Raw genomic sequence first — 14784 nt, 5'->3', positions numbered from 1 at the left:
GCGGCGCGCACATCCTCACTGGTCGATGGGGGAGTGGCATGGCGACCGTCCATCGTGAGCCCTCCGAGCGTCCGCTGGAGGACGCCGGGGCAAGCGGGCAGGGTGCCTACGCCACCGTCGTCGTTGTCGTCGGCCTCCTGGCCGTGGTCGCTTTCGCGCCGATCGCCTGGATCAGTGTGGGGCGCCCTGCAGCACCGTCCGACGAGGTCGTGCTGCCAGAAGTGCCTGCAGGCTCAGCTGGCGGCGCCGTACAGGACCTGCCTGCCGGCCTGCCGGGCGACCTCATCGTGCGGACCCCTGCCGACGTGCGCCCGCTGGCGGCGCAGGCGCTCGGGGAGTTGGCCGGCGAAGCGCTCCTCGCCGTGCTGGCTCCCGTGGCCCGTCCCCTGACGGCGACAGCGGTCACCGAGGATGACGCGCCTGTTTACCCCTACGAATACACGTCTCTTGAGGGGCTGCTGGCTGCACTCCCGGAAGAGGGGCGGACACCGGAGGTCATCGCTCTCGGAGCCGCGCTGGTACAGCTCGCTTCACTTCCGGGGGAGGACCGGAAGCCGGCCTATCCGAACGCTGGACCGGTTGCCTTCGCCGTGCTCGATCGGGCGCGCGAGGGCGGCGCCTGTGCGGCTCAACTCAACCTGCTGCTGCTGGTGGCCGCCGACCAGGAGGGCGGTCCCGACGTTGTCCGTGCCGAGGCCGAGCGGGCGGCTGCCACGTGCCCAGGCGATCCGACGCCTCGATGGCTGCTCGCGCAGCACGAGTCGCAGAGTCAGAGGCTGCCGGCCTCTGGCGAAGAACCGGTCGGCCCCCTCGCCCTCAAGCCCGAGGACGCCGTGCCTGCCGCGTCGCTCGACCTCGCGGCCCGCTTCCCGGCCTCGGCCGCGGCCGTGTCCAGCCTGGGCGATGCGCACGTCCGGGCCGGACTGGCCCTGATTGGCGCGCAGCCGTTCACCGCCCGGGAACAGCTCCGGGTGGCGGTCGCCCAGTACCGCCGGGCGCAGGACCTGGGGTCCCACGACGACGACACCCGTCCGGGTCTCGCACGCGCCCTTGCCGCACTGGGCGAGGGAGAGGAGGCGCTGAGGATCGCTCAGCGGCTGGTCTCGGAGCGCGGTGAGTCGGGCCGACTGCTGGAGCTCGTCGTCACGGCTGCCGAGGCGGACAGGGACTTCGACACGGCCGAAAAGGCTGCTCGTCGTCTGGCCGAACTCGGCAGCGACGCCTACCCCGCAGGAGGACCGCTCTTCCCGGTGGCTGGCCGTGGATCGGGACCGGAGGCTGATGGCCCGCTGTCGCTGGGGGTCGACCGGTACACCCCCTTCAACGTGCGACTGATCGACGTCAGCGAGGACTTCGGGGCCTCTGGGGCGGTTGAGGACGCGGCGTTCGCCCCTTCGTTCCGGCCGGACTTCGCGCTCACAGGGACCAACGCGTCCTGCCCCGGGTGGACCTGGCGCCGGGATGCTCTACTGGCGGGGCACGCCAGAGCCGTCCTGGCCGCTCCACACGAGACCTTCACCGACGTCCGCCCCGAGAGCCGCGGCTCGTGGTGTGGGCTCCTCGGCTCGGACACCCTTCTCCGTCAACTGTCTGCGCTCGAGGCGGGCCAGGCCACGAATGTCGCCACTCCGGGCGCGGAGGGGACCACCCCGTCCGGTACGGGCGCGAAGGATGCCTTGCCCGATCGACGGCAGAATCTCTTGCGCTGGGCCGGCGAGCTGGAGCGCGCCGATGCGGTCGTGCGGGATTGGCTCCGCGCCGCTGGCTCCACCGATCCGCTGCCCATGCTGCGTCTCGGAGAGATCCAGTATCTGCGGGGGCAGTTGAACGACGCTGCGGCCTCCTTCGGCGCCGCGGCGCGGCGAACCGTCGACGGGTCGGCGCCGCACACCGTGGAGATGTACCACGCCCTCTATGCCCGCGGGGCCACGCTCATGGCGGCCGGTCGGCAGGAGGAGGCGACGGCGCTCCTGCGCTCGGTGGACGAGGACACCGCGCTGGTGGCCTCGTCCTACCGAAGCTCTTCGGGGTTCAGCGACGTCCGTTACGACGTCCTCTCGTTCTGGGTCCGCGCAGAGCTGGCCGACGGAGCTCGGGAGGCCGGTGACGCGCTGTCGGCGTCGGAGTACTACGACGCTGCCCGCGAGCGCCTCGATCGGCTCAGGGATCGCGAGCGCGCGAACCTGAGAGTGGAACGGGTCTACGCCAACCAGGCGCTCGTCGACCTCAAGCTGGGCCGGACGGAGGCGGCCGCGAATGACATCGCGTTGGCGCTGGCGGAGGACCCCCGGAACCCGGTGTTCCTCATGACCGCCGGCTTCGTCGCGGAGCGCGCCGGCCAGAGCGACCTGGCCATTCGCTACGACCGAGCGGCCCTGCAGAGCGACGCCGGTGCCTTTCCTGCGGCGAACGACCTCGGCGTGCTCCTCGCCCGTCGCGGTGAGGAGGGTGCAGCGCTCGTCGCCCTGCGCAGGGCCGTCGGGGCGCGACCCGACTACGCGCTGGGATGGTTCAACCTGGGCGGGGTCCACGCGCGGATGGGGCCGCTGCACTTGTTGCAGTCCCAGGGCGCCTTCGCGCGCGCCTTCCACCTCGATGCGTCTCTGCGGGACCGGGAACGGGACTTGGTGATCGACGCCGCTGTGTACCACACAGGGCTGGACCTGGCCCGCCCGCTGCCTCCGCGGTGGACGCTCGCCGACATCCAGCGTCGAGAGCCGGTGGCGGCCGCGGGGTTGCTGGCCGTGCTCCTGCTCGTCGTCGCCACAGCGAAGGCCGCGACGAAGGAAGGGGGACGCGACCTGGCCGATCGCTGGTTGGAGCCGGTCACGGCTCACGTAGAGCGACTACCCCTGATCCGTCGGGTCCAGTGGCGGGGATGGGCTCTCGCCGCCACGGTCGTCGCCCTTCTCCTTCCGGTGCTGCGCCATCCGGCCGAAAGCCTCACCGGTGTCGTTGCCTTCGCCCTCGGGGTGATGGTGGTCGCGGCCGCTGCGATGCACAGCCGGACGCTCATTGCTCGGCGCCTCGGAATAGCGGTGCGACAGACAACGTGGGGCCCCGGATTGCTCTTCGGTCTCGGGACGGGCGCGCTGGGCACTCCATGGGCCCCGCTACCCGTTGTCGCGGGCGCGCCGGTCGCGGCTCGGTCCACGCTGCCGCCGGCGACTGCGTCCCCTGAGCAGGCGGTGGCTCCGTCGGCCGAGCCGAGGACCCCTGCGGCGGAGACGCCTACTGCCGCCGAGCAGCGGGTCCACTCAGCGGCGCCCGTCCTCCTTGCCCTCCTCGGCCTGGTGCTGTTCATTGAGGTGGCTTGGTCGGAGGTACCGCTGACCAGGTCGGTCGCCGTGGCCACGCTGGTCATGGCCGCTTCGATCCTCGTCCCTGTGGCACCCATGGATGGGGAGAAGCTCGGCAAGGTGCGCGGGTTGCTCGGGGCCGGGGTCGTAGGGGCTGCCATCCTGGTCGCGCTTGAGTTGGTCTGATCCCACACGCAGACGGCGTGTGAGGCCCTGTTGATGAGAGCTCCAGCGCCGACCGATGCTCAGGCGTGGTGACGACAGAGGTGATCAGGGTGGCTCGCGTTCGTCATGGGTCTCCCGCCCCGAGCGAGTGAGGGATCAAGGCCCGTCCCTCGGGCTCAGCTTCGGGCGGACCCCTACTCGTGCAGGGCGCCGAGCCGTTCCGACGTCGGGGGCTACTGAGGCCGTTCGTGCGCCTGCTCGTTCGGCGTCTCGTCGATGGCACCGAGCATGGCTTCACTCGTCACGATCAGATATTGAGGCAGGTTTGGGGTTGGCACACAGCCAACGGGCGGATTGCCGGTGGCACTCTCAGTTCCGAGTCCGGCTGCCGGCGTGGCGCTGCGCTGGGCCGGGGAGCGGAGGTGTAGGGGCGTGTCCGTGTTCGTGCCTTCATGGCTGAAACTACCGGTGCGGTTGGTGGCGGTGGCGGGCGCGCGGCTGGGAGCTGCGGTGTGGGTGTCGGGTGGGTGGGAGCGGATGGCGTCGGGGCAGGCGCGTGGGAAGCGGGCGCGTCCCGAGCGTGCGGGTGCGGAGGACCGGGTGGCAGGAGTGGGAGTCGTTCCTGCTGCCCGTGCGCTCGGGGCCCGGTGACGGGGGCGCTCGGAGATGTGGGGTCGGGTGACTGCGGCGGTCGCGGCGGTGTTCGTGGTGGCCGCGGCGATGACCCCCGCCCCGGACATGGCCGCCGTGCGGGCCGTGCCGGTGGACGTGCACTGGATCGTGGAGTGCGACCAGGTCGGCACCGCGCACATCGACCCGATCCTGAACCCGGGCGGGTCGTGGCCCCATCTGCACACGTTCGGAGGCAACCCGGCGGTGCACGCGTCGTCGACGGCCGGCCAGTTGTTCGCGGGGGGCTCGGGGTGCAAGGACTCGGCGGACCGGTCGGCGTACTGGCAGCCGACGTTGGTGGACGAGGCCGGTCAGCCGGTGGTGCCCGAGTCGTTCCGCGCCTACTACCGGGCGGGTGAGGTGGACCCACAGCTGATCGAGCCGGCGCCGTTCGGTCTGCGTCTGGTGGCGGGGGATCCGATGGCGACGTCGCGGCAACCGCTGGACATCGACTACCTGTGCGTGGGGGCGTCGTACGGGCTGGTGGACTCCGTCCACGACACCGCGGTGGACTGTGGGCCGGGGCAGTTCCTGCGGTCGGACGTCCAGTTCCCGCAGTGCTGGAACGGGGTGGACCTGTGGCTGGACGGGGTGGCGCACCTGGCGTATCCGCGGGGCGGTGAGTGCCCGGCGTCGCACCCGGTGGCGATCCCGCAGCTGTCGCTGGAGTCCTCCTACGCGGAGGGGTCGACGTACGAGGGGATGCGGTTCGAGGGTGGGCTGTCGCCGTACGGGCTGCACGCGGACGCGATCCTTGCGTGGGACCCGGGGGAGATGCAGACGTTGGTGGAGGGGTGTCTGAACGCGGGCCGGGTGTGCGGGGACGTGACCGATGACGTACGACCGTTCTCGGGTCCGGATCGGCGGGGGACATTGCCGCTACCGACGGTGCCCGACGTGCCGGCGACCGGGTCGGCATCGACCAGGCACGAGTAGCACGCGACCACCCTGAGTGGATCGGCGCCTACGAGTGCGGCGGGGACCGTCGCCCGACGTGCTGCCGCCGAATAGCCGACGGTCGCAATCGGGACGCTGTGGTCTGCGGTGGCAACTGGCTGGGTGCGGATGAGCCATGGCAAGTAGAGGTGAACCGGTGTCGCGCAAAGTGGCGTCGGGGCCTACCGACGAGGCGCGCAGTCGCGCTGAGACGTCTCGCGCGCTGCCCCCACGCCGCAGATGGAGCGGTTGCAGATGGCCACTCGAAGGGGCCTCTGAAGCACGCGGCACTTCCGCGGGGTCCCTCATTTCTTGTCATTTCATGGTCAGATTTCTTGAGCCTCCTTCTATGTTGATTCGTTGGCGCACTTGTCACGCCCGGCCACACAAGGCGGGTCGGTTTCCCGGTATGGCGGAGGACAACTTCGGTCGCTCAGCAGTGTCGTCGGCCACGGTGAGCGCCCTGCCCGAGAGGCGGTTGGGTTGTGAAGTCACGACTGGGGCCAGTGGTGCAAACCCGCTGACTCAAGGGTCGATCTGGGGCAGTTGCGTGTGCTTATGGTGGCGGTCACCACAACACATGGGGGACTCGCATGAAGCGCACCGCAACCCTTGGCTTGATCCTCAGCGCTGGCCTGGTCATGGCCGGCTGCGGAGGAGGCGAGCCCGACGCCAGCGCCGCGCCGACGACGGTCACGGAGACCGTCGAGGTGCCGGCGCCGGCACCGGCACCGGCACCGGCACCGACACCGGCGGCCGCGCCCGCCACTCAGACAACAGGCGCAGCGGCGCCGACCGTCAACTTCCCCATGCCCAACATGGTGGGAATGAACTTGCAGGTTGCCCAGAACACCATGCAGGCGAACGGTGTCATGTACTCCGTCTCGCACGACCTGCTGGGTATTCGTAATCAGGTGTTGGACGGAAATTGGCAGGTCTGCAATCAGAACATCCCTGCTGGCCAACAGGTCGTGGGCAACGTGGAAGGCCAGATCGACTTCGGAGTGGTCAAGCTCGAGGAGCGGTGCCCGTGACCGCGGGTCTGCGAAGCCGAGGACAGGTAGCCATCTAGGGCGATTCCGCAGGCTCGGCCCTTCCCTCCGTGGAGGGCGGGGCGGGGTGCTAGTCAGTCCTCAACAAGAGAGCCGATCACGTATCCGCCGCGAGCAAGCGCGCTCACGGTGACTCGTAGGCCGCTGCGGTGGGCGACAAGGGGAGCCGCGGTGATCTAGGCCCCGCCGGTCGAGAAGCGGCCAGCGGGCCGAATCCAACAGCGCTCCAGAAGCGACCGCCTATGGCGGCTGGCTGTCGCGGAGTGCGGCGCATGGTCTTTGTCGGCGTCTTCCCCGCTGCCGGGGCTGATCCGTGACGAGCCCTGGGACCCAGCCGAGCCACTGATCCCGGCTCAACCTCCTGCGGTGCACCGTCGCACCGGCCGGCCGCATACCTCGGACCGGGACGGGCTCGAGGGCATCGCCTTCTTGCTCCCCGCCGGCATCGGCTGGACCAAGCTGCCCCGCCGGCTCGGCTACGGCTCGGGCTGGACTTGCTGGCGGCGGATGCGCGCATGGGCCGAGGCCGGCGTCTTCGACCGCGTTCAACAGACCCTGCTCGACCGCCTCGGGGAGCAAGGCAGCTGGACTGGTCGCCGGCCAGCCTGGACAGCGTCAGCGTTCGCGCAAGAAGGGGGGTGAGCTGACCGGACGGAACCCGACCGACCGGGGCAAGGCCGGCAGCAAGTACCGCCTGCTGGTCGACGCCAGCGGGCTGCCGCTCAACGTGCTGGTCTCCATCGCCGGTCGAGCTGTCCGCCCCGGCGGTCCGGACCTGCGGCGAATCAGATGACTGGGACGGATTCGGCCGAAGTGGCTCAGTGGACCTGCCCAGACCGATGCCTGCTGAAGAACGGGAGAGGTCGGGCGGCAATCGGTGGCACCATCTGGCCATGAGCACAGGCATGGTGTCCGTTCTCCGTTGTGGCATATGCAATTCCCGGGTGAGCCGGGTGGAAACCGTCGCCCCCGGTCATCTGCCGGCGGAGTGGGATCAATGGGACGACGAACGCAAGCAGCTGTTTCTGCAGCACCGCGATCCCGATCGGTGGCGCCTTCTGTTCGAGGGCATCGACGCGGGAAACGGCTGGGTGGGGGATGCCATTGACGCGGCGAAGGCCGAGCTGGTTCGTGGCGCATTCCAGGAGCCGCACACGTACGCCCGGATCCACACGGCGGGCTTCTATGACGACGCCGGCTTCTGCGGGCAATGCGACCTCGCGTACTGCTACGCGCATTGGAACATCAGCGGATCGGGATTCGGTCATTGCCCGCAGGGTCACGGCAAGAGCATGGACCCGCACTGGAGACCTGACTGAGCTGGCGATCTTCGCGGCGGCTCAGTGACGCGCCGCATCTGCGGTCCTGCTCGTGAGCCGGCCACGACGTGCTGCTGCCTTCCAAGAGCCGCCGGAGCGATCAGTACGAGGCGTCAGAGGGCGTGAGGGCAGCCGTCCTCCGCGCTCCGGCCTGTGATGGATGGGAGGGCCCGCGATCGTGAATCCTTCAGGGGACGAATGGCTGGCTGGCGCTGGAAGCGGGTGTCGCCAACCTGGATCTCACCGGTGGTCCTGGCCCCGTTCCTGCTCGTGCGCCGTAGCGGTGTGCCAGACCTCGCTCGTCGCCTCCAAGCGCTCCTTCAAGAGCATCCGCAGCCGAACGGCACATCGTTGGTGCTCCGCCGGACCGACGTCAGGCCGGTGCGGTGGTTCCTGCTGTAGCTGTAGATCTCGGTACTGCCGTCGTCGTGGCGGACGTGAATGTCCAACCGGTCCCCCTGGCCGAGGAAGGCGTTGTCCAGCAAACCGGAGGGGACGTCGCCGCGTAGGTGCAGAACGGGGGTGCTCACTGGTCCTTGATCCTCCAGTACGACCGATGGCTCATGACGGCCCTGTTGTCGTCGGTGAGCGCAGGACCATACCGACTCTTCACGGTTCCTGATGAAGTCAATGCGGCCCGTTCGTCATGACCCTCATGACGCGACGGAGCGCGGGGAGAGGCCTGGCAGCCGGTGCAGCAACTCGGTCCGAACGGCGGCGAATCGGGCGGCACAGACCCATCACTGCGCTCGGAGGTCCCCGGCTCGGGTGTCGCGAAAAGCGCCTCGGGCGCTGACGCGATCCGCTTGCCTCGTCGGCGACACGCCGACGAGGCAAGCAGTATCTGCGTGAGCAGGCATCCACCCGGCCTAGGACGACGGCCTGCGAGGCGAGGAGCCGGGTGTGCGCCGACGAGAGGCGCTCCGCCGTTGGGTGCTGGGGACGCACCACGGGCCTCGGCGGCCGGTTGGCAACCGGTCCTCGCCGGAAGGCCGTCGGTTGGGACGTCGGGATCGGCGACGGTGATGCCTATGGTGTCGGGCGACGCATGCCGTCCGTCCTCAGCAGCGTCTCATCCTCCGCGACACCGGAACGCCGGCCCGGGAAGCGATATCGCACGTCCCGCGGGTGGGACGCCGCTACTCACGCCTACCGGTGTGTAGGCGACTAAGGACACGCCGTCGTACCGGCTCCATGGCCAGCGCTGCGCATCGCTGCGGTTTGCCGTCGTGACCTTGAAGTTGGTGGATGAGCTCTGTGGGGGCGCGCATGCCGGCGCCACGACGATCGGACAGAGGCGTGGCCAGCCGGCGCATCAGCTCCGCGGTGGTCACGCCGGGTCGCCGCGGCCGAGGTAGCGCAGCGGGCAGAGATCGCGGCTCAGCGACTGAGGACGCCCCCAGCGCCATGGTCGGAATCGCCACCATCCGCATCTGGCGCAAGTGATCGCCGGGACAGGCCGTAGACCCCTTGAGGTTGTGCCTCATCCGTGCCTTGAGCACCGGTCAAGTCCGGTGGTCAGTGGTGCATAGGGGTCAGAGCCACTGAGGCGCGAAAGCAGCTCTGAAGCCTGCTGACTCGGACACACGCGCATACGAGGTGGTAGTGCGTGGAGCGGGTGACGGGAATCGAACCCGCATGGCCAGCTTGGAAGGCGGGACCCGCCGACGTGTTTGTGCTGGTCAGTCGCTGGTTACGGTCTATGGATCCGGCTCGTGACCCACCCATGACCCACGCGGTCGGCGTGACCCACGCGTGACCCACCGCGGCAGGTGGTTCGCTACTGCCTCGCTCGGCGAGGGTCGCCCTGAAGGCGGCGGCTTCTGAGACACCCGAGCGCGGGTCAGCAATGCGCGCCGCGTGCCAGGCGTACAACTCACGGCTGGCTAGCGCAGGGGTCGAGCAGGCAATGGGCGTGCAGTGACGCGCGATGATGACCTGCAGGCGGCGGCGGAGAACCCGCCGCCGCCCGGGGACCGCCGGTCAGTCCTCGATCGACTGGTACACGACCGCCCGGAAGTCGGCCTCGGGCAGGTCGAAGCCGACCATGTGCTGCGTCAGCAGCACGCCGACGATCTCCTCGACCGGGTCGACCCAGTAATAGGTCTTCGCGGCACCGGCCCAGCCGAACTCGCCGGGGGAGCCGGCCAGCGCGCTCTGGCCGATGTCCATGGCGACGCGAGAGCCCAGGCCGAACCCGTAGCCGAGCGCCGGTATGCCGGCGAGGACGTACGGGCGCAGCGCCGGTGCGAGATGGTTCGTGTGCATCAGCTCGAGCGTCTTGCGGCCGAGTATGCGGGTGCCGTCCTCCGCTTTGCCCGTGAGCAGCATGTTCGCGAAGCGCATGTAGTCGGAGCCCGTCCCGAAGAGGCCGAGGCCGCCACGCTGGAAGACCTCCGCCGCGTCGCTCGGATAGGTCGACTCCACGTCGCGGCGGCCTGAGTCGCCGGCGGCGAACGCGCCGGCCAGGGTGCTGAACGTCATGTCCTCGGCGAGGATGTCCGGCAGGCCGTACATGGCGGAGATGCGGCGGCGCGCGGACTCCGGCACGCCGTAGGCCGTGTCGGTCATCCCGAGCGGCCCGAAGAGGCGCTCCTGGAGGAAGTCCCCGAGCTTCTGGCCCGAGATGACTTCGATCAGGCGCGCCGTGACGTCGGTGCCCAGGCTGTAGTGCCACATCGTCCCGGGCGCGAAGGCCAGCGGGATCGTCGCAAGCTCGTCGATGAGCTGCTCTAGCGTGCGCGTCGGGTCGTGCATGAGCTGCTTCGCGCGGTACTGCTCCGCGACCGGGAAGTCCTCGAGGAAGTCGTAGGTGAGCCCGCTCGTATGGCTCATCACGTCGCGGATCTGCATCGGGCGCAGCGGCGACTGATCCTCGAGCGTCCCGCCCGGCCCGGCGATCTTGGTCGCCCCGAACGCCGGGATCCACTTGGCGACCGGGTCGACGAGCTGGAACTTCCCCTCTTCGAAGAGCGTCATCAGCGCGGTGCAGATGATCGGCTTGGTCATCGAGTAGAGGCGGTAGATCGTGTCCTCCGCCAAGGGCACCTCGGCTTCACGGTCCTGCCAGCCGATCCGCCCTGCATGGACGAGCTGGCCGCGGCGCGACACGAGCGTCGTGAAGCCTGGGTAGCCGCGCTCGTCGACGTACTTCTGCAGCGCGGGCGCAATGCGCTCAAGGCGGTTGGCGCTCATCCCCACCGACTCCGGAGACGTGAGCCGGTCTTCCACCTGTGTCATGCGTACTCCTTGGCCCGGGACGGGCGCCCACCCTATGCCGGTGGCCCATCCTCCAACGGGCGAGCTGACCACCGGCTTTCGCCGAGCAAGCACCGGCATTGCCTGCGGGTAGGCGTCACCGCAGCCTGTCCCAGAGTGGGCCGCTCAAGGACACTCAAGGCCGATGCCCGCACCACATCAGCAGGGCGCAGGCTGGCGGCCGGGGTGCTACTCGTTCCGTCCCGGAAAGTCGTCCGATGATTTGCCGGCTGCGCCCAGCATGGCGTCGAGGGCACGAGCGATGTCTGCGTCGCGGTCATCGGCGGCGTGCTGGTAGAGCAGCGCGGCGGCGGGGGAGGAGTGGCCGAGCCGGCGCATCAGCTCCTTGGTGGTGGCACCGGTGGCCGCGGCGAGCGTGGCACCGGTGTGGCGGAGTTCGTGCGGACGGACCGCCGGCAAGCCCATGGCGTCGGCGGCGCGGCGGAAGGTCGAGTTCCAGTTGCTGCGGGCGAGGTAGCCGCCGGAACTGGTGGAGAACAGGAGGGCGTCCGGAGAAGGGCCAACGTGCTTCTCCAGGTGGTACTCCAAGACCGCCGCGATGGCGGCGGGGAGGGTTACGGTCCGGTGGCCTGCGTCGGTCTTGGGTTCGCCGACCACCCACCGGCCGCCGACGCGTCGGACGGAGCGCTCGACGCGCAGCCGGCCGCCGGGCAGGACGTCGGCCCGGCGCAGCGCAGTGGCCTCACCGAATCGGAGCCCGCCGAAGGCCAGGACGAGCACCAGAGCGCGGTAGCGCTCGGTCCTCCGGTATCCCCCCAGTTGCTCTGCCAGCTGCAGGGCCTCCGCCGCGGTGAGTGCCCGCGACGGCCGGGAGGCCTTCGGTGTGCCGGCCCCGCGCAGCCGGCACGGGTTGGATGCGATGGCCTCGTCGGCGACCGCGATGTTGAGGATGGCGCGCAGGAGCCGGTACGACTGGGCCAGTGCCGTCGGGACGCGTCGTCCGGCCGGCCCCGGCGTGCCAGGAACGGACGGCGGCCGGCGTGACCTCGTCGACGGGAACGTCGGCCCATGGCTCGGCGAGGTGGTGGCGCCACAGGCCCGCGTAGAGGAGACGGGTGCTCTCTCGGAGGTCGGTGCGCGCGAGGTAGTCCTCGGCGTACTCGCCGACCGTCGGGCGCTTGGAGGTCGGGGCCCGCCAGCTCTTGCGGAGGAGGTCGGTCTGCTGTGTGGCCAGCCAGGCCCAGGCGTCGGCCCTCGTGCCGAAGGCCTTGGCGTGCCTACCGTCAGGGCCGCGATACCGGGCGCGGAAGCGACCGCTCGGGAGCCGGTCGACCGTGCCGAACGTCCGCTTGGCCACGGCGCGACCCTGGCGGGTGGGTTAGCCGGAGTCTGCCGTCGTCACCGCTGGCTGGGGACGCGGCCGGCGTCCACAAACGCGTCTAGCGTCGCGCGCTCCAGGCACACATACTTGCCAACTTTCACGTGGCTGATCCGGCGCTCGGTGATCAGCCGGCGGATGAACCTCTCGCCCGTGCCTAGGTATTCGCCGGCCTGCTCGACGGACATCAGGACATCGCGAGGAGGGCCGTCGGGGTCGCGCCGATGCGCGGATCGGGACGTCATGCAGCCGACTATTGCCACCGTTCTCCAGCAACTCCCCGGTCTTCCCCAGAAATGATCACAGCGACCTGCCTGAGTCAAACCCTGACCGCACCGGCTCGCCTGCTAGTCCTGAAATGCCCCACGCTTCTCGGCCATCCCTGGCCGCACAGCATCGCGATCCGCCCGCGCTGGCCACTCGTCCCCGGCTCACGCCACACATCGGCAGCATCGGCCACACGAGTTCCAGCGCTTCAGCGCTGCGCGCTGGTTCAACGGCACCGAGATGGTGTCATCGATAGCCAACGTCGCTGCCAAAGGCCGGTAGCGGCTGGAAGCAGGACCGTCACGGGGGAAGTGCAGCCGATGGGTCTTCGAGTCGGGACAAGCCTGCGCGCGGGTCCGTTCCGCTTCAACATCAGCTCAAGCGGCCTGGGCGTCAGCGCCGGTGTACCGGGCTTTCGCGTCGGCACTGGTCCGCGCGGCAATTACGTGCGCGTTGGTGGCAACGGCATCAGCTATCAAGCCACGCTTGGTGGTTCGGCGACGCGGCGCCAGACGGGAAGCCGATCGCCGAACGCTGGGTCGACGTCGCCAGCCGGCGGTGCGGCCACGGCCGTGTTACTGGAGGACACCACCGGGACCAGCGTGCAGCAGCTGGTGGCGACAGGTTCTGATGACCTGGTCGACCAGCTGAACGCTTCAGCCTCAAGGCAGCCGCTGGCAGTGTGGGTGGGCCTCACAGCGCTCATCATCGCGATCACCCTGGGCGCTGTCGGCTTGGTGGTCCTCCTGCTGGCCCTACCGCTGGTGATCTGGCTGGGGCTGCGTGACCGCGCCCGGCGGACCGTCGTCGCCTTCTACGACGTGCAGGACGCTCCGGCGGCCTGGTATGAGCAACTGGTAGCCGCCGCAACCGAGCTGTCCCGCAGCAAGGGCATGTGGCGTATCACTGCGGCGGGCGCGGTCAGCAACACGCACCAGCACAAGGTCAACGCCGGCGCCTCTCGGGTGGTGGCACGCCGGACGGCCAAGATGGATCTCAGTCGGCCGCCCCGCCTGACGACCAACGTCAGCGTTCCAACAATCACCGTTGGCGGAGCATCGCTGTCCTTCCTGCCTGACCGGATCCTGGTGCGCGACGGCCGCCGGTTCAGTGATGTGGGCTACGACAGTCTGCAAGTCAGCGCGGCACCGACGCGCTTCATTGAGGACAGTGCCGTACCGGCGGATGCGCAGCAGGTCGACACCACCTGGCGCTACGTCAACGTCAAGGGCGGGCCGGACCGCCGCTACAAGAACAACCGACAGCTGCCAGTGCTGCTCTACGGTGACCTGCGCTTCACCAGCAGTTCGAGGCTGCAGTGGGACCTCAAGGTCTCGCACCTGTCCAACACCCTGAACCTCGCTGCCATCCTCGCAGCCGTTCCGCGCGAGTCACTGCGGCTGACGGCTAAGCCCGGTCCTGGTCCCGCGTCCGCCCCGGCACCCTCGGTTCCCACGGATGCAACCTCAGCGTTCGGGACGAGCAGTACAAACTCTTCAGCCTCTCTGCGAGCGGCCGCCGAGCCGATCACTCGGTCGCTTCCGCTCCCATCGCCGCGGCCTGTGCCGCCGCAGCCGCCAATGACACCGCGAGCGCCGGCGGCGCTCACTCCCTTGGTGCTCGGTGGCGACGGCCGGGTGGAGGTGGTCGGCGAGTCGCATTACCAGGATGCACTGCGCCATGCCGCCAGCGGCAGAGCAGCAGCCACTCTCGAGAACGCCATCCGCGTCCAGGCCACACTGGTGCCAGAGCCGGAGAACGTCCATGACAGCCACGCTGTCCGCGTCGACGTTGACGGCCGGACCGTCGGCTACCTCAGCCGCGCTCTTGCCCGGACCTACCAGCCAGTGCTCTTGGAGTTGCGCCGCCGCGGTCAGGTGGGCAGCTGTTCCGCACGGATCATGGGCGGTGGCGGACGGTCCTACGGCATCCACCTACACCTCAGCGCACCGGGGCTGCTGCAGCCAGCTAACCAGCCTGCTGGGCTGACGCTATGGGAGGCGGCACGCCACGTCACGGTCACCGGCGAGGAGCGGCATCAGGACGTGCTGAGTGCACTGACACCACACCACACGGCCGACGGAATGTTCCCGGTCTTCGCCAGTCTTGGCGTCTGTCAGATCGCCACTGGGAAGTACGCCGGTCAGTCGACCGTCGAAGTCCGCATCAATGGACAGCGGGTTGGACAGCTGACCAAGGCCCAGGCCGACAAGTATCTGCCCATGGTGGAGGTCGATCTGGCCGTCGGCCAACAGCCCGGTTGCCACGCATACGTCACCCGGACTGCCGACAAAGGCTTGCAGGTGACTGCACTGCTTCCTCGGGTCTGACTGCTGACGGCCCCAGCATCCAGGTGACGATGCGGTGCCGGTCATGGCCTCATCGGGCGGCCTGCCGGGGGCGGTCGCCGCGCGATGACCAGGGAGATCGGGTCGACAGGGAACGACGGGCGGGCGACCAGGTCAGCTCCGGGCACG

The 14784-nt window shown here is 69.5% G+C and carries 9 protein-coding genes and 1 pseudogene; 6 read left to right on the top strand and 4 right to left on the bottom strand.

All coding sequences use genetic code 11. From position 1 onward, the window contains the following. The first annotated feature begins 38 nt into the window (after window positions 1–38). The 5 genes and pseudogenes from ACI79C_RS12190 (at window position 39) to ACI79C_RS12170 (ending at window position 7443) form a co-directional block, all read left to right on the top strand. The gene (locus tag ACI79C_RS12190; protein ID WP_456945917.1) at window positions 39–3485 is read left to right on the top strand and encodes a hypothetical protein; all 3447 of its coding nucleotides are present in this window, start codon (window positions 39–41) and stop codon (window positions 3483–3485) included. Window positions 3486–4142: 657 nt separating this feature from the next. Beyond that, on the top strand, window positions 4143–5072 hold the full coding sequence (locus ACI79C_RS12185; protein ID WP_456945916.1) for a DUF1996 domain-containing protein: 930 nt from the start codon (window positions 4143–4145) through the stop codon (window positions 5070–5072). A gap of 593 nt (window positions 5073–5665) precedes the next feature. Continuing rightward, complete coding sequence (locus tag ACI79C_RS12180) at window positions 5666–6106, top strand: hypothetical protein (RefSeq protein ID WP_456945915.1); 441 nt, start codon at window positions 5666–5668, stop codon at window positions 6104–6106. Between the two features lie 297 nt (window positions 6107–6403). Then, window positions 6404–6875, top strand: a pseudogene (locus ACI79C_RS12175) (transposase); the annotation flags it as partial. Between the two features lie 202 nt (window positions 6876–7077). Next, the gene (locus ACI79C_RS12170; RefSeq protein WP_456945914.1) at window positions 7078–7443 is read left to right on the top strand and encodes a hypothetical protein; all 366 of its coding nucleotides are present in this window, start codon (window positions 7078–7080) and stop codon (window positions 7441–7443) included. A 320-nt stretch (window positions 7444–7763) separates the two neighbouring features. Here ACI79C_RS12170 and ACI79C_RS12165 read toward each other — a convergent pair whose 3' ends face one another. The 4 genes from ACI79C_RS12165 to ACI79C_RS12150 form a co-directional block, all read right to left on the bottom strand. Beyond that, on the bottom strand, window positions 7764–7973 hold the full coding sequence (locus tag ACI79C_RS12165) for a hypothetical protein (protein WP_456945913.1): 210 nt from the start codon (window positions 7971–7973) through the stop codon (window positions 7764–7766). Between the two features lie 1453 nt (window positions 7974–9426). Further along, the gene (locus ACI79C_RS12160; RefSeq protein WP_456945912.1) at window positions 9427–10683 is read right to left on the bottom strand and encodes a serine hydrolase domain-containing protein; all 1257 of its coding nucleotides are present in this window, start codon (window positions 10681–10683) and stop codon (window positions 9427–9429) included. A gap of 207 nt (window positions 10684–10890) precedes the next feature. Beyond that, on the bottom strand, window positions 10891–11562 hold the full coding sequence (locus tag ACI79C_RS12155; RefSeq protein WP_456946037.1) for a tyrosine-type recombinase/integrase: 672 nt from the start codon (window positions 11560–11562) through the stop codon (window positions 10891–10893). A gap of 498 nt (window positions 11563–12060) precedes the next feature. Further along, window positions 12061–12228, bottom strand: coding sequence for an excisionase family DNA-binding protein (locus tag ACI79C_RS12150; RefSeq protein ID WP_456945911.1), 168 nt, complete (start codon window positions 12226–12228; stop codon window positions 12061–12063). A 399-nt stretch (window positions 12229–12627) separates the two neighbouring features. Between ACI79C_RS12150 and ACI79C_RS12145 the strand changes: the two genes are divergently transcribed. Beyond that, on the top strand, window positions 12628–14637 hold the full coding sequence (locus tag ACI79C_RS12145) for a DUF4236 domain-containing protein (protein ID WP_456946036.1): 2010 nt from the start codon (window positions 12628–12630) through the stop codon (window positions 14635–14637). Window positions 14638–14784 lie beyond the last annotated feature (147 nt).

This window comes from Geodermatophilus sp. SYSU D00697 (genome assembly GCF_054050175.1).
Note: the sequence above shows the minus strand (reverse complement) of the source record. Positions and strands in the feature narration are given on the sequence as shown.